General features: G+C 65.9%; 18 protein-coding genes and 1 pseudogene. 13 read left to right on the top strand and 6 right to left on the bottom strand.

Going from position 1 to position 19,404, the window contains the following annotated elements:
• Positions 1-70 precede the first annotated feature (70 nt).
• The 8 genes and pseudogenes from FXV83_RS38185 (at position 71) to FXV83_RS38150 (ending at position 7,739) form a co-directional block, all read left to right on the top strand.
• Entirely contained in the window at positions 71-580 is a 510-nt protein-coding gene (locus FXV83_RS38185) for a TRAP transporter small permease (protein ID WP_148745047.1), read from the top strand.
• 2 nt (positions 581-582) lie between these two features.
• Positions 583-1,902: a TRAP transporter large permease gene (locus FXV83_RS38180; RefSeq protein WP_148745045.1), complete on the top strand. Its 1,320-nt coding sequence runs from the start codon at positions 583-585 to the stop codon at positions 1,900-1,902.
• A gap of 255 nt (positions 1,903-2,157) precedes the next feature.
• A pseudogene (locus tag FXV83_RS38175) lies at positions 2,158-2,317 on the top strand (DUF3237 family protein); the annotation flags it as partial.
• Positions 2,318-2,575: 258 nt separating this feature from the next.
• Entirely contained in the window at positions 2,576-3,385 is an 810-nt protein-coding gene (locus FXV83_RS38170; protein WP_148745043.1) for a crotonase/enoyl-CoA hydratase family protein, read from the top strand.
• Complete coding sequence (locus tag FXV83_RS38165) at positions 3,382-5,265, top strand: feruloyl-CoA synthase (protein WP_148745041.1); 1,884 nt, start codon at positions 3,382-3,384, stop codon at positions 5,263-5,265. Before FXV83_RS38170 ends, FXV83_RS38165 begins: the two co-directional genes overlap by 4 nt.
• Before the next feature lie 26 nt (positions 5,266-5,291).
• Positions 5,292-6,053 (top strand): SDR family NAD(P)-dependent oxidoreductase, encoded by a 762-nt coding sequence (locus tag FXV83_RS38160; RefSeq protein WP_148745039.1) that lies wholly within the window; start codon positions 5,292-5,294, stop codon positions 6,051-6,053.
• A gap of 24 nt (positions 6,054-6,077) precedes the next feature.
• Positions 6,078-6,497: an acyl-CoA thioesterase gene (locus FXV83_RS38155; RefSeq protein WP_148745038.1), complete on the top strand. Its 420-nt coding sequence runs from the start codon at positions 6,078-6,080 to the stop codon at positions 6,495-6,497.
• Between the two features lie 90 nt (positions 6,498-6,587).
• Positions 6,588-7,739 (top strand): ABC transporter substrate-binding protein, encoded by a 1,152-nt coding sequence (locus FXV83_RS38150; protein WP_148745036.1) that lies wholly within the window; start codon positions 6,588-6,590, stop codon positions 7,737-7,739.
• A gap of 322 nt (positions 7,740-8,061) precedes the next feature.
• On the opposite strand, the gene FXV83_RS38145 is transcribed toward FXV83_RS38150, so the two are convergent.
• The 5 genes from FXV83_RS38145 to FXV83_RS38130 are packed head-to-tail and all read right to left on the bottom strand — an operon-like array spanning position 8,062 to position 15,023.
• On the bottom strand, positions 8,062-10,125 hold the full coding sequence (locus FXV83_RS38145) for a hypothetical protein (RefSeq protein ID WP_148745034.1): 2,064 nt from the start codon (positions 10,123-10,125) through the stop codon (positions 8,062-8,064).
• Positions 10,122-10,262, bottom strand: coding sequence for a hypothetical protein (locus tag FXV83_RS43290; protein WP_187436456.1), 141 nt, complete (start codon positions 10,260-10,262; stop codon positions 10,122-10,124). The genes FXV83_RS38145 and FXV83_RS43290 overlap by 4 nt, the downstream gene beginning before the upstream one ends.
• Positions 10,263-10,270: 8 nt before the next feature.
• Positions 10,271-13,084, bottom strand: a complete 2,814-nt coding sequence (locus tag FXV83_RS38140) for a DUF4159 domain-containing protein (protein ID WP_148745032.1) — start codon at positions 13,082-13,084, stop codon at positions 10,271-10,273.
• Positions 13,081-14,025: a DUF58 domain-containing protein gene (locus FXV83_RS38135; RefSeq protein ID WP_148745030.1), complete on the bottom strand. Its 945-nt coding sequence runs from the start codon at positions 14,023-14,025 to the stop codon at positions 13,081-13,083. The genes FXV83_RS38140 and FXV83_RS38135 overlap by 4 nt, the downstream gene beginning before the upstream one ends.
• Positions 14,025-15,023: an AAA family ATPase gene (locus FXV83_RS38130; RefSeq protein ID WP_148745028.1), complete on the bottom strand. Its 999-nt coding sequence runs from the start codon at positions 15,021-15,023 to the stop codon at positions 14,025-14,027. The genes FXV83_RS38135 and FXV83_RS38130 overlap by 1 nt, the downstream gene beginning before the upstream one ends.
• 284 nt (positions 15,024-15,307) lie before the next feature.
• Between FXV83_RS38130 and FXV83_RS38125 the strand changes: the two genes are divergently transcribed.
• Genes FXV83_RS38125 through FXV83_RS38105 form a run of 5 tightly spaced genes read left to right on the top strand, consistent with a single transcriptional unit; the run spans position 15,308 to position 18,881 of the window.
• Complete coding sequence (locus FXV83_RS38125) at positions 15,308-15,919, top strand: DUF1285 domain-containing protein (RefSeq protein WP_187436455.1); 612 nt, start codon at positions 15,308-15,310, stop codon at positions 15,917-15,919.
• The gene (locus FXV83_RS38120; RefSeq protein ID WP_148745024.1) at positions 15,916-16,587 is read left to right on the top strand and encodes a CoA pyrophosphatase; all 672 of its coding nucleotides are present in this window, start codon (positions 15,916-15,918) and stop codon (positions 16,585-16,587) included. Before FXV83_RS38125 ends, FXV83_RS38120 begins: the two co-directional genes overlap by 4 nt.
• Positions 16,584-16,847, top strand: a complete 264-nt coding sequence (locus FXV83_RS38115) for a DUF6111 family protein (RefSeq protein ID WP_148745022.1) — start codon at positions 16,584-16,586, stop codon at positions 16,845-16,847. The genes FXV83_RS38120 and FXV83_RS38115 overlap by 4 nt, the downstream gene beginning before the upstream one ends.
• A gap of 10 nt (positions 16,848-16,857) precedes the next feature.
• Complete coding sequence (locus FXV83_RS38110; protein WP_148745020.1) at positions 16,858-18,114, top strand: CCA tRNA nucleotidyltransferase; 1,257 nt, start codon at positions 16,858-16,860, stop codon at positions 18,112-18,114.
• Positions 18,111-18,881: a sulfite exporter TauE/SafE family protein gene (locus tag FXV83_RS38105; protein ID WP_148745018.1), complete on the top strand. Its 771-nt coding sequence runs from the start codon at positions 18,111-18,113 to the stop codon at positions 18,879-18,881. Before FXV83_RS38110 ends, FXV83_RS38105 begins: the two co-directional genes overlap by 4 nt.
• A 154-nt stretch (positions 18,882-19,035) precedes the next feature.
• Here the strand turns inward: FXV83_RS38105 and FXV83_RS43640 are convergent.
• Positions 19,036-19,404, bottom strand: a 369-nt coding sequence (locus FXV83_RS43640) for a hypothetical protein (RefSeq protein ID WP_210250787.1), incomplete at its 5' end; no start/stop codon positions are given.

The raw sequence follows: 19,404 nt of genomic DNA, 5'->3' as shown, positions 1-19,404 counted from the left end.
CCGCAAGCGGGAGAGGGAGCGCAGCACCGCTGTTGATGCAACTCGTACTCATCTTGAGCAGGACACACCCATGAAGCGCGGCTGGATGGATCGCGTTATCGATTCGATCGAATGGATCGCGGCCGGCTTTGTCGGCATTGTCGCGCTCGACATCTTCCTGTCGGTGCTGCTGCGCAACACGCTGAACTATTCGATTCCGGACAGCTTCGACATCGGACGCATGCTGCTCGGAATCCTCATTTTCTGGGGCATCGCCGCGACCTCCTATCGCGGCACCCACATCACCGTTGACCTCGTCTGGGCCAATGTCGGGCCGCGCTACCAGCGCTGGATCGACGTGTTCGCAACGCTGGTGCTGCTGTTCGTCGTCTCCGTGCAGACCTGGACCCTGTTCGACAAGGTGCGCGGCACCTACAACGACAACGTCCAGACCTTCGACATGCACATGCCGACCTGGCCGTTCTTCGCGATCGCCTGGATCGGCGACGTCTCCGCCGTGCTGTTGATCGCGATCCGCACTTACCGGCTGATCTTCCACCCCGAAGAAATGCATGACCCCAAGCTGAAGGCGACGGAGTAAACATGAGCACCGATGCCGTCGCCGTTCTCGGCTTCGTTTCCCTGTTCGCCCTGATGCTGCTGCGCGTGCCCGTCGGCATGGCGATGGGGCTCGTCGGCGTCTCCGGCTTCAGCTATCTTGTCGGCGCCACGCCGGCGCTGAAGCTGGTCGGCCAGACCTCGATGCGCACGGTCACCGACTACACCTTCGGCGTCATCCCGATGTTCCTGCTGATGGGCTCCTTCGTCAGCAATTCCGGCATGAGCCGCGAGCTGTTCCGTGCCGCCAACGGCTTCGTCGGACACCTGCGCGGCGGGCTCGGCATTGCCACCGTCGGCGCCTGCGGCGGCTTCGCCGCGATCTGCGGCTCGTCGGTCGCGACCGCCGCGACCTTTTCCGCGGTCGCCTATCCCGAGATGCGCCGCTTCGGCTATCCGCAATCCTTTGCCACCGGCGTGATCGCAGCCGGCGGCACCCTGGGCGCAATGCTGCCGCCCTCCACCGTGCTTGCGGTCTACGGCATCATCACCGAGCAGGACATCGGCAAGCTGTTCATCGCCGGCATCATCCCGGGCCTGCTGGCGATGACCATGTACATGATCACGATCGGCCTGATCGGCTATTTCCGCCCCGACTTCCTGCCCAAGGGCAAGTTGCTGCCGTGGCGCGAGCGCTTTGCCGGATTGAAGGACATTTGGGCGCCCGTGCTGCTGTTCGTCTTCGTCATCGGCGGCCTCTACGGCCTGCCGTTCCTGCCGCGCTTCACGCCAACCGAAGCCGGCGGTGTCGGCGCCGCCGGCGCCTTCATCATCGGCGTGCTGACGGGGCGGCTCGACCGCGAAAAGATTTTGGCTTCCCTGCTGCAGGCGACGCGCACCGCGGCCGCCGTGTTCACCGTGCTGATCGGCGCCTTGATCTTCGGCTATTTCCTCACGGTGACGCAGACCCCGCAGAAGGTGACGGAATTCCTGACCGGCCTCGGCCTCGGCGCCTACGGCGTGCTGGCGCTGATCATGGTGATGTATCTCGTGCTCGGCTGCCTGATGGACGCCATGGCGATGATCATCCTCACGGTGCCGATCATCTTCCCCGTCATCATGCATCTCGGTTTCGACCCGATCTGGTTCGGCGTCATCATCGTCATGACGGTCGAGCTCGGCCTGATCCATCCGCCGGTCGGCATGAACGTCTTTGTCATCAAGAGCGTGGTGAAGGACGTGTCCTTCTCGACCATCTTCAAAGGCGTGATCCCGTTCGTGGCAACGGACCTCGTGCGCCTCGTGATCCTGATCGCGTTTCCATTGCTGGCGACGTGGCTGCCGACGCGCATGATGGCGCATTGAGAGACCGCTTGCTTATTTCGTCCAGGCGAGCTCCCTTCCCCTCTCCCCTTGTGGGAGAGGGTGCCGAGCGAAGCTCGGCGGGTGAGGGGTCTCTCTCCGCAAGCTCGCTGGTGGAGAGAGGCCCCTCATCCGGCGCTTCGCGCCACCTTCTCCCACAAGGGGAGAAGGGAAAGCAGCACCCGTTTGTCTTCTCACATTGGAGGCGACTGATGCCCCCCATGCTCGAAACCAAATACGTCTTCACCATCACTGCGAAAATCGGCGACGCCGGTCGACCCAAAGCTGATTTATTTCCGCACTCCCCAGATTCGAGACCGGGCATGAGAAGTACCGCTGGCTGATGCAGCACATATTCTTGGCGTCAGCCGCGCGGCATGCGGACCGCGTGGTGATCGAGGTGCATCAGGTGATGTGAGAAGGCTGCCACCTCATCATTGCGAGCGAAGCGAAGCAATCCAGACTGTCTCCGCGGCGGGAGACTGGATTGCTTCGCTGCGCTCGCAATGACGGAGGATGTCGCAACGGCGGCGTATCCAGACGCACTCGTAATCCGCTGACTGCCGGAGCGAACGCCGGGCAGCCCAATGCCCCACAGAGCGGCCTATACTCGCCCTATCCTTCTTGACTCCCCCGAAATTCGTTATACAACATAACTATTCTGACAAGGACGCAAATGACACAGGGAAACGCCGAGACCGCAAACGCGGGGGTCTCAGGGCTGCTCAGGATCGAGCGGGCGGACAGGGTTTTGACCGTGGGCCTGAACCGCCCCGCCAAGCGCAATGCGCTGAATGACGGCATTATCCTGGAAATCGGCGAGTGCTTTGCGTCCCTGCCCGAGGATATCGGCGCGGTCGTGATCCACGGCATCGGCGATCACTTCTCCTCCGGCCTCGATTTGTCCGAACTCCAGGACCATGACGCCACCGGCGGGCTGCTGCATTCGCAGATGTGGCACCGCGTATTCGACCGTATCCAGTACAGCCGCGTGCCCGTGATCGCGGCGCTCAAGGGCGCGGTGATTGGCGGCGGGCTGGAGCTGGCCTGCGCGGCGCATATCCGCGTCGCCGAGCCCTCGACCTACTTTGCGCTGCCCGAGGGCCAGCGCGGCATCTTCGTCGGCGGCGGCGGCTCGGTGCGGCTGCCGCGGCTGATCGGCGTGGCGCGGATGATGGACATGATGCTGACCGGGCGGGTCTATTCCGCGACCGAGGGCGCCTCCTACGGCTTCGCGCAATATGTCACGGAGGCCGGCAACGGGCTCGGCAAGGCGCTGGAGCTTGCGACCAAGGTCGCCTCCAACGCGCCGCTGACGAATTTCGCCGTGATCCAGGCGCTGCCGATGATCGCGGAAGCCAACCCGCAGACCGGCCTCTTGATGGAATCGCTGATGGCGACGGTGGCGCAGAGCGACAAAGAGGCAAAACGCAGGATCCGCGAGTTCCTCGAGCACAAGACCGCCAAGGTGAAGCCGAAGTCATGAGCACCCAGCCGTCCTCTTCCAGCACGGAGCGCGGCGTGAGCAATTTCCCGCTGCGACCCATTTCGTTCGGCGATCCCGTCGTCGACGTCGAGCGGCGCGCGGACGGCACGATCTATCTGCGGCCGAAGCAGCCGCTCGGCGACTATCCCGTTCGCATCACCGACCGCCTGCACCATTGGGCGAAGACCACGCCCGACCGCGTCTTCATGGCGGAGCGCGAGGCCGGCCGCGGCTGGCGCAATGTCAGCTATGCCGAGCTGTTGACCGCAAGCCGGCACATCGCATCGGCGCTGATCCAGCGCGGCCTGTCGGCGGAGCGGCCGGTGGTGATCCTCTCCGGCAACTCGATCGACCATGCCCTGCTTGCCTTCGGCGCGTTCTACGCCGGCATTCCGTTCTGCCCGGTGTCGCCGGCCTATTCGCTGGTGTCGAAGGACTACGGCAAGCTGTCCTACCTGATGAAGCTGCTGACGCCCGGCCTCGTCTTCGCCGAGGACGCAGGCAAGTTCGCCGATGCGCTGTCCGCCAACGTCTCGCTTGGCACCGAGATCGCCGCATCCTACGGCACCGTGCCGGGGCGCGACGTCACGATGCTCGCCGACCTCATGGCGACGCCGGTCCGCAGCGATCTTGACGCGGTGCATGGGAAAATCGGGCCGGATACGATCGCAAAATTCCTGCTGACATCAGGCTCGACCGGCAATCCCAAGGCCGTCATCAACACCCAGCGCATGATCTGCGCCAACCAAGTGATGCTGCGCGAGACGCTCGCCTTCCTGAAGGACGAGCCGCCGGTCATCATCGACTGGCTGCCCTGGAATCACACTTTTGGCGGCAATCACAATATCGGGCTGACGCTCTACAACGGTGGCTCGATGTATCTCGACGCCGGCAAGCCGGTGCCCGGCGGCATCGAGGAGACCGTGCGCAATCTCCAGGAGATTTCGCCGACGGTCTATTTCAACGTCCCCAAGGGGTACGAATCGCTGCTGCCCTATCTGCGCGACGACCAGGGCCTGCGCGCAAAGTTCTTCGACCGCCTGCACGCGATGTTCTTCTCGGGCGCCGCGCTATCGCCCTTCATCTGGAACAGCCTCGACGAGCTTGCGGTCAAGGAGAAGGGCTACCGCGTGCCGATGCTGACCGGCCTTGGCGCCACCGAGACCGCGCCGTTCTTCATGTCGGTCAATCCGCGCACCAGCCGCTCCGGCCATGTCGGTCTCCCGGTGTCAGGCAATGACGCAAAACTGGTGCCGAACAACGGCAAGCTCGAGGTCCGTGCCAAGGGACCGAACGTGATGCCCGGCTACTGGCGCCAGCCCGACATCACCGCAAAGTCGTTCGACGAGGAAGGCTTCTACAAGCTCGGCGATGCGCTCAAGCCGGTCGATCCCGATGATTTCAATGCCGGCTTCGATTTCGACGGCCGTATCGGCGAGGATTTCAAGCTCGCGAGCGGCACCTGGGTCAGCGTCGGTCCCTTGCGTGCGCGCCTCATAGCCGCCTGCGCGCCGCTGGTGCGTGACGTCGTCATCGCCGGCATCAACCGCGACGAGGTCTCCGCACTGGTGGTGCTCGATCTCGACGGCTGCCGGCTGGTCAACCCGACGCTGCCGGCGGACAACCTCACCGTTACCGCGCGCGACCGCCTGGTGCGCGAGGCCTTCCGCGAGCGCCTGACCGCCTTCCTCGGTTCCGCTACCGGCTCCTCGACGCGGATCACCCGCGCGATCCTCTTGGAAACGCCGCTGTCGATCGACAAGGGCGAGGTCACCGACAAGGGCTCGATCAACCAGCGCGCGGTGCTAGAGCATCGCAGCCTCCTGATCGAGGAGCTCTATGCTGCCAATCCATCGGACCGTGTGATATCGGTCGGCTAAACAAAACACCGCCACAGGAGAACGCCATGTTGTTGAAGGATCAGGCAGTCATCGTCACCGGCGGCGCATCGGGGCTCGGCGCGGCAACCGCGCGCAAGCTGGCGGCGCAGGGCGCCAGGGTCGCGGTGTGCGATCTCAATGCCAAGCTCGCGGAGAGCGTCGCCGCCGAGATCAAGGGCGTGGCCGTGACCTGCGACGTCTCCGATGCCGCCTCCGCCGAAGCCGCCATTGCGGCGGCCACGAAGGCGCACGGCCCGGCGCGCGTGCTGGTCAACTGCGCCGGCATCGGCGTGGCAAAACGCGTGGTCGGCCGCGACGGGCCGATGGCCCTTGCTGATTTCGACAAGGTGATCAAGGTCAATCTGATCGGCACCTTCAACATGCTGCGCCTCGCCGCAGCCGAGATGTCCAAGCTGGAGCCGCAGGCAACCGGCGAGCGCGGCGTCATCATCAACACCGCTTCCGTAGCCGCCTATGACGGCCAGATCGGCCAGTCGGCCTACTCGGCCTCGAAGGGCGGCATCGTCGGCATGACGCTGCCAATCGCGCGCGAGCTCGCGCAGTTCGGCGTCCGCGTGCTGACCATCGCACCCGGCTTGTTCCTCACGCCGCTGCTCGCCAACCTGCCGCAGGAGGCCCAGGATTCGCTCGCCGCTGCGATCCCCTTCCCGCGCCGGCTCGGCCATGCCGACGAGTTTGCGGCGCTCGCGCTGCACATGGTCGAGAATACCTACCTGAACGGCGAAGTGGTGCGGCTCGACGGCTCGCTGCGCATGGCGCCGAAGTAAGGTCAATGAAGTAGGGCGCGACGCATGTTCGTGAACCGGCGCGACGTACAGATTCAGTGGGGTGATTGCGACCCCGCCAACATCGTCTACTACCCGCGTTATTTCGCGATGTTCGACGATTCGACGTCGATCCTGTTCGAGGTCGCCGGGTTCTCCAAACAGGACCTGGTCCACAAATACGGCCTGGTCGGCATCCCCATGGTCGACACGCGGTCCAAGTTCTACATCCCCTCGACCTATGGCGACTGGATCACCATCGAGACTAGAATCGAGAGCATCAAGCGCTCGAGCTTCGAGGTGAAGCACAACGTCTACAAGGGCGAGGCGCTGGCGATCGAGGGTTTTGAGACCCGCGTCCTCGTGGGCCGCGATCCCGTTAACCCCGACAAGCTGAAATCGGCACCGTTTCCGGCGGAAATGGTAGCCAAGTTCACGGAGAATTAGGTCCGGAGCTAAATCGACGCACCATCCAAAGACGGGGCTGAATTACCCCCCGATTTCTGCTTTCAAAGAAACACGTAAAGGGAGGAATAAATGAAACGCTTTTGCCTGACCGCCGCGATCGCCACGGCCACGCTTGCGCTGCCGGGGCTGCCCGCGCTGGCCCAGACCAATGAAATCACCATCGGCATCACCACCACCACGACCGGCCCCGGCGCCGCGCTCGGCATCCCCGAGCGCAATGCGCTGGAGTTCGTGCCGAAGGAGATTGGCGGCGTGCCGCTGAAAGTGATCGTGCTCGACGACGGCGGCGATCCCACCACAGCGACCACCAATGCCCGCCGCTTCGTCACCGAATCCAAGGCCGACATCATCATGGGTTCGGCGCTGACGCCGCCGACGATCGCGGTCTCCAACGTCGCCAACGAAGCCGGCATTCCGCATTTTGGCCTCGCGCCGTTCCCGATCACGCCGGAGCGCATGAAGTGGTCGGTGGCAATGCCGCAGCCGATCCCGATCGTGGGCAAGGTGCTGTACGATCACATGAAGGCCAAGGGGGTGAAGACCCTCGGCTACATCGGCTATTCCGACAGCTACGGCGACCTCTGGTTCAACGATCTGAAAGCCCAGGCAGTCCCGATGGGCATCACCATCGTCGACGAAGAGCGCTTTGCGCGCCCCGACACCTCGGTCACCGGACAGGTGCTGAAGCTCGTCGCCGCCAATCCCGACGCCATCCTGGTCGGCGCCTCCGGCACCGCAGCCGCACTGCCGCAGACCGAGCTGCGCGAGCGCGGCTATCAAGGCCTGATCTACCAGACCCATGGTGCCGCCAGCATGGATTTCATCCGCATCGCCGGCAAAGCCGCGGAGGGCGTACTGATGGCCTCCGGTCCGGTGATGGACCCCGAAGACCAGCCGGATGAAGCAGCGACCAAGAAGCCGGGCCTTGCGCTCAACACGGCGTATGAAGCCAAATACGGTCCGAACAGCCGCAGCCAGTTCGCCGGCCATTCCTACGATGCGTTCGAGATCCTGAAGCGCATCATTCCGGCGGCGCTGAAGACGGCCAAGCCGGGCACCCCGGAATTCCGCGAGGCGATCCGGCAGGCGCTGCTGTCGGAGAGGGAGCTGGCGGCGAGCCAGGGCGTCTACAACTTCACCGAAAAGGACCGCTACGGCCTCGACGACCGTTCGCGCATCCTGCTCACGGTGAAGAACGGCAAGTACACGCTCGTGAAGTAAGCGCGGCAGCGGTTTTCAAGACGACGAGAGCCGGCCCGATGGGCCGGCTCTTTTGTTTTGGCATTGAGATTAGCGAGCGTGAGGCCGAATAGACTCCGGCCAACAGCAGCGCTCTCTCCGTTCCCTCCCCCCTTGCGGGGGAGGGGCAGGGAGGGGGTGCCACACGGGGACTCTTTCCCTCGCGTCCACACACTGGATGCTTCGCTAACAACCGGCATCTTTTCCTAGGCCACCCCTCTCCCTAGCCCTCCCCCGCAAGGGGGGAGGGAACGCACCGCCGTCGCAGCGCGAGGCGATTCTCATCCCGTCACGCCTGAGGAGATCAACGTCCTTCGCGGACCCAGGTCGCGGCGAAGGCGCCGAGCAGCAGCAACAGCCCGATCAGGCCGGCGAAGATCGGCAGCACGCCGACGCCCTTCACCACGCTGGCGTCGCGCATCCTGACCCCCATCCAACCGTCGCCATGGAAGGCGCTGGCCGAGCGCACCGGCACCACGCGAGGCAGCTCGACGCTGGCGCCGTCGACCACGCGCACGGCGTCGCCGCCGGTTGCCTGCGTCAGCGGTCTCAAGGCCTCGGTGGTGGAGGTGACTTCCGAAAACTCCTTCGGATTGGTCGGGCCAACATTGATCAGCGCCTTCAGCGTGCCGTCGGTTGCCTGCCACAATCCGAGTTCGTTCGCAGGCAGGCTGGCGCGCCACTCGCCCGGGTCGCCGGCGCTGAGCGTGAGGTCGCGCGAGACGCCGGACGGCGATGTCACGCTCACAGGCTGGACGCTGTCCGACATGGTCTGGCGCACCACCACCAGTTCCTTGCCCTGCACCTGGAGGCGCAGCGCTTCCTCATCGAGATCGGGCTGCTTCATCAGCCAGTGCGACATCCGCCGCAGCAGATCGAGATGCGGCCCGCCGCCTTCATAGCCGCGCGCCCACAGCCAGATGTGGTCGGAGAGCAGCAGCGCGACACGACCTTCACCGAAGCGCGACAGGAACAGCAGCGGCTTGCCGTCCACGCCCGTCATCACCGGCGGGTTGACCGAGTTGCGGGTATCGACGGTGCGGAAGAAGCGGCTCCAGCGCGGTGGCTCGCTCGCCGAGCCCTCCAGCCCGCGCGTCACGGGATGGCGTTTGCCGACGTCGGACAGATGCGCATAGAACGGCTTCTCGGTGACGCCGACCGGCTCGGCCGGCAGCACCGAATCTAGCGGTGTGCGCCAGATGCTGGTGTTGGAGGCGTAGTCCGGCCCGGCCGAGACCAGCACGGCGCCGCCGCCGCGCACATAGCGCGCGATGTTGTCGAAATAGGCGATCGGCAGCACGCCCTGGCGGGCGTAGCGATCGAATATGATCAGCTGGAATTCGTTGATCTTCTGCTGGAACAGCTCGCGGGTCGGAAACGCGATCAGCGACAATTCGTTGATCGGCGTGCCGTCCTGCTTCTCCGGCGGACGCAGAATGGTGAAGTGCACGAGGTCGACGCTGGCGTCGGATTTCAAGAGGTTGCGCCAGGTGCGCTCGCCGGAATGCGGCTCGCCCGAGACCAGCAGCACGCGCAGCTTGTCACGCACGCCGTCGATGGCGACGACGGCGCGGTTGTTCACCGGCGTCAGCTCGCGCTCCAGCGGCGAGGCCTCGATCTCGACGATGTTCGGCCCGGCATGCTTGATGTCGACGTCGACGCTCGCGCTCTGGCCGCTCGAGAGCGTGCGCTCGTTGATGACCTCGCCGTCGCGGCGGACCGTGACCTTGGCGCGCTCGCCAGAGACGCCCTGGTCGTCGAGGCGATAGGTGATGGTCTGGTTCTGGCCGACGATGCCGAAGCGCGGCGCCGCCGTGATCGCGATGCGGCGGTCGCGCTCGTCCTTCTGTCCGGTGATCAGCGCATGCACCGGCGCCTGGAAGCCGAGCCCGGCGGCGTTTGCCGGAATATCGTGGACGCGGCCGTCGGTGATCAGGAAGGCGCCGGCGACGCGGTCGACCGGCACGTCCGCCAATGCGGAGGCGAGGGCACCGAACAATCTTGTGCCGTCGGTTTCGCCATCGGCCTGTCCGGCATCGACGACGCGGACCTCGAGCCCCTTGATCTTCTTCAGGCTGTCGACCAGCGCCTCCTGCGCCTGCGCGGCTTCGCGGGTGCGGTTGCCGAAATTCTGGCTCGGGCTTTTGTCGACGACGACGGCGGCGATCGAGGTGAGGGGATCGCGGTCTTCACGCGTGAAGGAGGGATTGGCGAGCGCCAGCAGGAACAGCGCCAGCGCGGCCACGCGCACGGCTGCGCCGCGCGCACGCGCAAGCGTCAGCACGAGCGCGATGACGACGATCGCCGCGAGCGCGATCCACAGGACCAGCGCGGGAACAAGCGGCGTGAATGCGATGCCGTAATTCATGTCGATGCTCTCTCCGCATCGTCATGCCCGGCCTTGTGCCGGGCATCCACGTTCTTCGTGCCGCGTGGCAAGGCGGCGTGGATGGCCGGGACAAGCCCGGCCATGACGGCTTCGTTTTTGCGGGTATCGAGATTCAACCCCCGCATCATTGCCCCAGCCGCTCGATCAGGGCCGGTGCGTGGACCTGGTCGGCCTTGTAGTTGCCGGTCAGCGTGTACATCACGATATTGACGCCGGCGCGGAAGGCGAATTCGCGCTGGCGCGGCTCGCCCGGACTGAGCGGCAGCATCGGCTGGCCGTCGGGGCGGATCGCCCAGGCACCGGCAAGATCGTTCGAGGTGATGATGATGGGCGAGACGCCGTCGCCGCCGCGCGCGGGACGCTGCGCGCTCTCGTCGTCGTCCTCGCGCGGCAAGGTTTCGACCCAGGTCTGGCCGGAATTGAAGCGGCCGGGGAAGTCGCGCAAGAGATAGAAGGTCTTGGTCAGCACGTGCTCGCGCGGCACCGGCTCGAGCTCGGGCACATCGAGCGAGGACAGGATCTCGCGCAGCGTCCGCATCCCCGGCGTCTGCGAGGCGCCGTTGTCGCCGGGCGGCGCTTCGACCGCGTCGCGGGTGTCGAAGATCACGGTGCCGCCCTGCTTCATGTAGGCGTCGATCTTGTTGATGGCGTCCTGCGGCGGCTTCGGCGCGCCGGGCACGATCGGCCAGTAGATCAGCGGGAAGAAGGCGAGCTCGTCGCGCGCGGGATCGATGCCGACGGGATCGCCGGCCTCCAGTGCCGTGCGCTGCGCCAGGAACAACGTCAGTCCGGACAGGCCGGCCTTGACGATGGAATCGACGTCGGCATTGCCGGTGACGACATAGGCGAGGCGGGTCTGCGACACAGACTTCATCGCGAACTCGTCCGCGGCACTGTCCGCGCGCGCCGGTGTCGGCGACAACGACAACAGGCCGGCAAGCACCAGCCCGACGATGATCATCGCCGGCGCGGCGCGGCGGCGCAGCAGCGCGGCGAGGCCGCCGCCCAGCACCGCGACGATGATGGCGTCGATCAGGAACAGCGCGAGCGCCGTCGACAGCAGCCAGCCGCGCAAGTCCCGTGGCTCGGCATTGGTGTAGGTGGCGTGCCGGGCGCGCAGGCTCGCGGTGTTGAGCGCTGCGATGCGGTCGGCGGCGGCGAGCGTGTTCACGGCGAGAGGTCCTTCTGCCGGACCATAGAAGCCCGGCGGATGATCGGGCGTGGCGCGGTCGCGATAATCCGCGGGCAGCGGCTTTGCAGTGGCAGGCGGCGGGCCGAAGGCGCCGAAGCCGTCGAGAATGTGCAGCGGTGCCACCGTCTCGGTGCTCGCCTCGCTGGCAACGCCTGCGCCGGGCTTGGCGGTATAGCCGGACATGTCGACGATCCGCCGCAGCATTTCGACGAAGGTGCCCGACATCGGCAGATCCGACCAGCGCATGTCGGCACTGACGTGGAACAGGCTGACCAGGCCCTTTGCGCGATGCTCGCCGGTCACCAGCGGCGTGCCGTCTTCCAGCGACGCCCAGCTCTTGGTGGCGAGCACGGCGTCCGGCTCGGCCAGAACCTGCCGGCTCACGGTGACGTCCTTCGGCACGGCCACGCCGGCAAAGGGCCCATCGGCGGCGAAGGTAGCGAGATGCTGCGGCTTCTCCCAGGTCAGGCTGCCGCCGAGCGTGCGGCCGCCCTTGCGCAGCTTGACCGGGACGAGATCGTCTTCGGCCTGCGCGAGCCTTGGACCTGCGAACCGCACCAGCACGCCGCCCTGGTCGATCCAGGCGTTGAGGCGCTCGCGCAGCTCGGGCGCGACGGTGCCGACATCGGCGAGGATGATCATCGGCAGCTTCTGGTCGAGGAACTGCGTGATGCCCTGCTGCGGCGAGCCCTTGTCCGCCAGCCGTACGTCGGCGAACGGAGCCAGCGCGCGGGTGAGATAGAAGGTCGGCGCCAGCAGCGGCTGCGCGGTCTCGCTGGTCGCACCGGAGACGATGCCGATGGCGCGCCGCCGCCAGCGCTTGTCGAGCAGCTGCACCGCGCCGGCCGAGCGCTCGCCGGAGATCTCGAGCCGGGTGATGTCGTTGCGCAGCTCGACCGGCAGATCGAACGCCGCTTCGGTTTCCTTGTCCTGCGGGCCGAAGCTGTAGCGCGCCTCGCCGATCGGCGAGGCCTTCTGGTCCAGCGCCCGCACGGTGCCGGCGGTGATGCCGCTGTTGGTGCGCAGCACCTTCACCGTCATTTTCGCCGCCGCATTCTCGGCCGCGGCTAACGCCAGCGGGGAGGAGGTGCCGCCCTCGAACACCGTCAGGCTGCGATCTCCGATGGTCTTGCCGAGGCCCTGCACGAAGTCTTCGCCGCGGCCGGTGTCGACGCCATCGGACAGCCAGACGATCTCGCAGTCGCCGGTGGCTTTCAGGAACCGGTCGACCGCGGCGAGGGTTTCGACGCGCTCGATCGAATACGGTTTTGGCGCGAGCTGCCGCAGTGCCACGCGCGCGGCGCCGGCCGGCATCAGCGTGATGTCGCGGTTCGGCTCGGACAGCGGCACCAGCGCGATGGCGCGGCGGTCGTTGTCGGCATTGGCGATCAACTCGTCGGCGGCCCTGATCCGGATGTCCCAGTTCGATGCGGCGCTCCAGCCGTCGTCGAACATGATCATCAGCGGCGCCTTGCTGCCGGCTGTGCCGACTTGCGGATTCCAGATCGGGCCGGCGGCGGCGAAAATGACGAGAGCCGCAGCCAAGAGCCGCAGTGCGGTCAGCCACCACGGCGTCCGCGACGGCGTCTCTTCCCGCTGGGCGATGTCGAACAACAGCCGTGTCGGCGGAAACTCGATGCGGCGCGGCCGCGGCGGCATCACGCGCAGCAGCCACCACAGCACCGGCAGGCTGACGAGGCCGATCAGGAGCAGCGGTTCGGTGAAGGCGAGCGGCAATCCCATCATGCGGCTGGCCCCGCCTTGATCGTCGTGGTGCGGGCGCCAGACTTGCTCACCTGCATGCCGGCATGCAGGAACAGCAGTAGTTCGGCCGCCGAGCGGTCGGTCGCATGCGTCGCGAACAGCCAGTCGAGCTTGTTGGTCTCGGCGCGGATCTGGTCACGGTGCAACGCGAGCCGCGCGGCGTAATCCTGCGCCCAGCTCTCGGCGCGTCCGGCGGTGATGACGCCGAATCCTTCGGGCTCGACGAACTCGACGCGGCCGGAATAAGGAAATGACTCTTCGGCGGGATCGACGACCTGTACCAGGGTGCCATGGGCGCCGGAGCCGGACAGGCCTGCAACCGTGGCCCTGATCTCTTCGATCGGCGACCAGAAATCCGACAGCACGATGGTCTCGGCCAGCGCCGAGGGGACGAACGACGGCGGCAGGCTCGGCCGCTCGGCATCGTCATGCAGCATCGCCTGAGCCATCTTGTCGATGACGCTGCGGCTTGCGGTCGGGGCCATCAGGCCGGGGATTCCGACGCGCTCGCCGCCGGCGACAAGCAGCTCGGCCAGCGCGAAGGCAACAATCAACGTGCGTTCGAGCTTGGACTCGCGCGACTGTTTCGAGGCGAACGCCATCGAAGGCGAACGGTCGGGCCAGATCCAGACCGTGTGCGAGGCTTCCCATTCAAGCTCGCGGACATAGAGATGATCGTCGCGCGCCGACCGGCGCCAGTCGACGTTCTGCGACGGCTCGCCGGAGACGAAGCGGCGGTATTGCCAGAAATTTTCGCCGGAGCCGGCGCGGCGCCGGCCGTGCAGGCCGTGGATGACATTGGCGGCGATACGGCGGGCTTCGAGCACCAGGCGCGGCAGCGAAGCGGCGAGCGTGCGGCTTTCGCCATCGGCACGTCGGATCGCGATGATCTCCTTCGCCGTGTGCCCGTTCTCCGCTGCCATCAACCGATCCGTGTCTTCAACTGCCGGATCACCTCCGGAATGGTTCGGCCTTCGGCGCGCGCCTGGAACGTCAGTGCCATGCGGTGCTTCAGCACGGGTTCGGCGAGGTCGAGCACGTCGTCGACCGAAGGCGCGAGCCGTCCGTCGATAAGCGCGCGTGCGCGCACCGCGAGCATGAGAGATTGGCTGGCGCGCGGACCAGGTCCCCAGGCGATGAACTTGCCGGTCTCGCCGCTGTCCGGACCCGGACGGGCCGCGCGCACCAGCGACAGGATGGCCTCCACCACGGAATCGCCGACCGGCAGGCGGCGGATCAGCCGCTGCGCGGTGATCAGCGCGTCCGCGGTCATTGATCCCCGCGCCAGCGTCTCGTCGGCGCCGGTGGTCTCGAACAGGATGCGGCGCTCGGCGTCGCGATCGGGATAGTCGACGTCGATCTCCATCAGGAAGCGGTCGAGCTGCGCTTCGGGCAGCGGATAGGTGCCTTCCTGTTCCAGCGGATTCTGCGTCGCGAGCACGTGGAACGGCTTCGGCAGGTCGTGACGCGCGCCGGCCACGGTGATGTGCTGCTCCTGCATGGCCTGGAGCAGCGCCGATTGCGTACGCGGGCTGGCGCGGTTGATCTCGTCGGCCATCAGCAGCTGCGCGAACACGGGGCCGGCGATGAAGCGGAACGAGCGCTTGCCCGCGGTGCTCTCGTCGAGCACTTCGGCGCCGAGAATATCCGACGGCATCAGGTCGGGCGTGAACTGGATGCGCTTGGCGTCCAGGCCCAGCGTGACGCCGAGCGTTTCGACCAGCTTGGTCTTGGCGAGGCCGGGCACGCCGATCAGCAGCGCGTGGCCGCCCGAGAGGATGGTGACCAGCGTGTTCTCGATCACGCGATCCTGGCCGAAGATGACGGAAGCGATCGCTTCCTTCGCAGCGCGAATTTGACTGGACACCTGCTCGGCCGAACGGACGATACCGTCCTCGAGTTTCTCGACACTCTCCGCCATCCGTCAGCTCCTTAAAGTCCGCCACGCGGGTTCGCTCGCGTCGTCAAATCATCTCATCGCGTCAGATCATGGGCCCTATGCTAGACTTGCAGGAAGGCCATGTATTCGTTGAATTAACCTATCCCCACCTTATCGGCTTAAGGATATGTAGGGCATCACGAAGTGGCGACCTCCACACCGCATTGATCCGGGGATGGAACCGCGCACCGATGTACAACGTAGACTTACAAGTCAGACCTGCACCAATCGTGCCAAATGACCACATGACAAAGTCAGGGCAAACCATGGCGAACCAAGGGCAGAGTGCCGATCGTGGTCTCGAAGGGCTGACTGCCGCCGCAAAAACTGCTGCCAATGCCGAAGGCGCCAAAAAGGGCCTGCCGCCGGTGCATCTGTGGAATCCGCCGTTTTGCGGCGATCTCGACATGCGAATCGCCAAGGATGGTACATGGTTCTACCTGGGCACGCCAATCGGGCGGCCGGCGCTGGTCCGCCTGTTCTCGACCATCCTGAAGCGCGAAGGCGACAAGCATTTTCTCGTCACGCCGGTGGAGAAGGTCGGCATCCGCGTCGAGGACGCGCCGTTCATGGCGGTCGAGATGCAGAAGGATGGCGAGGACAATCATCGCGTGCTCCGCTTCCGCACCAATGTCGACGAGTGGGTCACCTGCGATGCCGCGCACCGGCTGCGTTTCGAGCAGGCGGCGGACGGCGGGCTGACGCCCTATCTGCACGTGCGCGCCGATCTCTGGGCCAAGGTCACCCGCGCGCTCTATTACGATCTGGTTGACATCGGCGAGGAGCGGATGGTCGATGGCCAGCCGATGTTCGGCGTCGAGTCGGCTGGCGAATTCTTCGCCATGGCCGACGCGGCGCAGGTGAGGGCCGCGCTTTGAACAAGCCTATTCTGAAGAACGATCCCGCCACGCTCGGCGCGGCCGATTTCTTCGCTCGCTCTAGGGCGCGATTGCGCTTCGACGTTCCGCTCGCGCTCTACGATCCCAACATCATTCCGGCCTCGGGCGATCCCGGCACCGACAAGATGCTCGAGATCATTGCACGCGAGCAGCCGGTGCGTCCGGCGGCGGTCCTGATCGCGGTGGTCGACCACCCCGAGCCGACCATTCTTCTGACCCAGCGCTCGGCGCATCTGAACGACCATGCCGGCCAGATCGCCTTTCCCGGCGGCAAGATCGACGCCACCGATGCGTCCCCGCTCGATGCGGCGCTGCGCGAAGCCGAGGAGGAGGTCGGGCTGTCGCGCGACTTCGTCGAGCCGCTCGGCTATCTCGATCTCTATGGCACCGGCTTCGGCTTCCGCATCCTGCCGACGGTTGCCAGGGTGCGGCCGGGATTCGAGCTGACGATCAACCATTCCGAGGTTGATGATGCGTTCGAGGTGCCGCTATCCTTCCTGATGAACCCGGCGAACCACCAGGTGCACAGCAAGGAATTCCGCGGCATGGAGCGGTCCTACTACGCGATGCCGTTTGCGGAACGCTACATCTGGGGCGCGACGGCCGGGATGCTGCGTGTGCTGTATGAGCGGATCTATTCGTCATGATCCGGACGGTGCTGACCGAGATCGGAATTTTCCTCATTCCCTTCGTCGTCTATGCGTTGTTTCTCGCCGCCACCCGTTCCGGACTGTTCGTCCAATCGTCCTGGCCGATCACCATCGTCGCACGACTTGTCCTGGCAGCGCTGGTTCTGGTGATCGTGGGGCTGGTCGGCCTTGCGCATTTCTCCGGCGCCCCGCCGGATTCGACCTATATTCCCGCCCATATCGAGAACGGCAAGCTGGTGCCGGGCAGAGAAAGATAAGGGCCAACCGATGAGCGCGGAGTCGTTACTTGCCGATGCGCCCTGGCTGACCGCAGGCGGGACGGCGCGCGTCCTGCAGCTGCTCAACGCCAACGGTGAGGAGGCGCGCGTGGTCGGCGGCGCTGTACGCAACGCGCTTCTGGGTTTGGCGCACGGCGACATCGACATCGCGACCACGGCGCTGCCGGAGGAAGTGATGCGGCGCGCCAGGGCTGCCGGCATCAAGAGCGTGCCGACCGGTGTCGACCACGGCACCGTCACGCTCGTTATCGACGGGCGGCCCTACGAAGTCACCACGCTGCGCGAGGACACCGAGACGTTCGGCCGCAAAGCCAAGGTCGCCTTCGGCCGCGACTGGGTCAGGGACGCCGAGCGGCGCGACTTCACCATGAACGGGCTCTCGGCCGATGCAGCGGGCGTCGTCTACGACTATGTCGGCGGGATCGCGGATGCGAGAGCGCGCCGCGTGCGCTTCATCGGCGATCCCGACCAACGCATCGCCGAGGATTATTTGCGCATCCTGCGCTTCTTCCGCATCCACGCCGCCTTCGGCGCCGGCGAGCCCGATCGCGACGGCTATCTCGCCTGCATCCGCGGACGCGCGGGTCTTGCGAACCTGTCGGCCGAGCGCGTGCGCATGGAAATGCTGAAACTGCTGGTCGCGGGCGGCGCATCCGCAGCCGCGCTGGCGATGGCCGAAGGCGGATTGCTGCAAACGTTGATCGGCGGCGTCGCCTATACCGGGCCGCTATCGGCGATGATCGCGATCGAGCGCGCGCTCGGCCTGCCGGCGAGCGTCACCCGGCGCCTGGCCGCGCTGACGGTGGCGGTGACCGAGGATGCAAAGCGCGTCGCCGCGCGCTTGAGGCTCGCCAACGCCGAAGCCAAGGCGCTGGATTCGATGGGGCATCGCTGGTGGCGCTTTGCCACCAAGGACGAGGCCAATGCGCGCCGGCTGCTCTATCGGCTGGGTCCGGAGCGTTATCACGATCGTGTGTTGCTGGCCTGGGCGCGGGCCGGCGGCGATGTGACCTCGTCGCGCTGGCGCGCGCTAGCCGAGCTGCCGCAGCGCTGGAGCGCGCCGAAATTTCCGCTGAAGGCGGCCGATTTCATCGCGCGCGGCATGGCGGAAGGACCTGCGCTCGGCCATGTATTGACGCTCGCCGAGGACGCTTGGCTTGCGGCCGATTTTCCCCTGGAGGAGGCGGCGCTCGCTTCCATCGCAGATCAAGCTGCGGTACGCGTCAGCCGCGATCAGAAAAATTGAACATCGACTCAGGCTTCGCCGATATCTCGCTTCTGCAGCTTCTGCTGGTCGCGTTGATGGCGTTGTTTGCGTCCGTTATCGGTGGTCTGGCCGGCTATGGCACTGGCGCGTTGATGCCGCTGGTGCTGGTGCCGCTCGTCGGCGCCGAGCCGGTGGTGCCGATCATCGCGATCTCCGCGATCTTCACCAATTCGAGCCGTGCGATTGCCTATCTCCGCTATGCCGATCGCCGCCGCGCGCTGATCGTGCTCGCCTGTGCCGCGCTGACGACGGCGCTTGGCGCCTACGGCTATACGCGCCTCACCAATGCCGGCGCAGCGCTCGTGATCGGCTCGATGCTGATCCTCAGCGTGCCGCTGCGCCGCGTGCTCCGACGCCACGAGGTCAAGATCGGCGACACCGGCCTTGCGGCCGGCTCGGTCGGTTACGGCGTGCTGGTCGGCGGCACGTCCGGCTCCGGCGTGATCCTGCTCTCGCTGCTGATGGCCGCGGGCCTCGAGGGCGCCGCCGTGATCGCGACCGATGCGATGATCTCGCTCGGCACCGGCCTCATCAAGATCTCCGTGTTTGGCCTCGCGGGAGCCGTGACCGCGCAGGTGCTCGCCTTCGCGCTGCTGATCGGCGGGATCGCGATCCCCGGCGCGTTCCTCGCAAAAGCCTTCGTCGAACGGATGCCGGTGCACATCCACACCGCGATCCTCGATGTCGCGGTTATCACCGGCGGGCTGGTGATGATCTCGGCTGCGGCGAAGCAGCTGATCGCGTAGATGACCCGAATTACGGTGCACTCAATTCGCCATTAATTTAAGTGCACCGCAATTTGGCCCTGATCTCTTCCGTGCTGCATGCCGTCTGGGCTACCGGATGCTGCGCGCAGGATCGTCGTGTGGTGCGGGGAGAAGGAATGTCGGCCAGTGGCTATCACATTCCTGCCCGCGAAAACAAAAGCCCCGGCGCGCCGGGGCTTTTGCAGTTGTTGTATCGGCTATCGACTGGGAGCGAAGCTCGAAGCTCCGTGGCCGGCGCCGCGATTTTGCGGATTTGGAAAAGCCGCTTGCATTGCGTGTCCTGGGCTGAACGTTGATGCGCCGTGATGCGACCCCCGCCCGTGCGGTGCAAAGGTCGTTTGCATCGTGTGGCCAGGTGTCGCGCTCGATACCCCATGGCCGACACCCGCACCGCCGTGTCCTCCAGCACCGCCATGACCCCCGGATGCACTAGCGCCCACTCCGCCTCCGAGGCCACCGCCAACGCCCCCACCTGCTCCCGCTCCCGCGCCTGCTCCTCCGC

Source organism: Bradyrhizobium hipponense (assembly GCF_008123965.1).
GTDB classification, from domain to species: Bacteria; Pseudomonadota; Alphaproteobacteria; order Rhizobiales; family Xanthobacteraceae; genus Bradyrhizobium; species Bradyrhizobium hipponense.
This window is presented reverse-complemented; position numbering and strand designations above follow the sequence as displayed.

Bases quoted from the DNA above. Each gene is read 5' to 3' on its own strand.
- FXV83_RS38185 (WP_148745047.1), top strand. From the start codon at position 71: ATGAAGCGCGGCTGGATGGATCGCGTTATCGATTCGATCGAATGGATC.
- FXV83_RS38180 (WP_148745045.1), top strand. From the start codon at position 583: ATGAGCACCGATGCCGTCGCCGTTCTCGGCTTCGTTTCCCTGTTCGCC.
- FXV83_RS38170 (WP_148745043.1), top strand. From the start codon at position 2,576: ATGACACAGGGAAACGCCGAGACCGCAAACGCGGGGGTCTCAGGGCTG.
- FXV83_RS38165 (WP_148745041.1), top strand. From the start codon at position 3,382: ATGAGCACCCAGCCGTCCTCTTCCAGCACGGAGCGCGGCGTGAGCAAT.
- FXV83_RS38160 (WP_148745039.1), top strand. From the start codon at position 5,292: ATGTTGTTGAAGGATCAGGCAGTCATCGTCACCGGCGGCGCATCGGGG.
- FXV83_RS38155 (WP_148745038.1), top strand. From the start codon at position 6,078: ATGTTCGTGAACCGGCGCGACGTACAGATTCAGTGGGGTGATTGCGAC.
- FXV83_RS38150 (WP_148745036.1), top strand. From the start codon at position 6,588: ATGAAACGCTTTTGCCTGACCGCCGCGATCGCCACGGCCACGCTTGCG.
- FXV83_RS38145 (WP_148745034.1), bottom strand. From the start codon at position 10,125: ATGAATTACGGCATCGCATTCACGCCGCTTGTTCCCGCGCTGGTCCTG.
- FXV83_RS38140 (WP_148745032.1), bottom strand. From the start codon at position 13,084: ATGATGGGATTGCCGCTCGCCTTCACCGAACCGCTGCTCCTGATCGGC.
- FXV83_RS38135 (WP_148745030.1), bottom strand. From the start codon at position 14,025: ATGGCAGCGGAGAACGGGCACACGGCGAAGGAGATCATCGCGATCCGA.
- FXV83_RS38130 (WP_148745028.1), bottom strand. From the start codon at position 15,023: ATGGCGGAGAGTGTCGAGAAACTCGAGGACGGTATCGTCCGTTCGGCC.
- FXV83_RS38125 (WP_187436455.1), top strand. From the start codon at position 15,308: ATGGCGAACCAAGGGCAGAGTGCCGATCGTGGTCTCGAAGGGCTGACT.
- FXV83_RS38115 (WP_148745022.1), top strand. From the start codon at position 16,584: ATGATCCGGACGGTGCTGACCGAGATCGGAATTTTCCTCATTCCCTTC.
- FXV83_RS38110 (WP_148745020.1), top strand. From the start codon at position 16,858: ATGAGCGCGGAGTCGTTACTTGCCGATGCGCCCTGGCTGACCGCAGGC.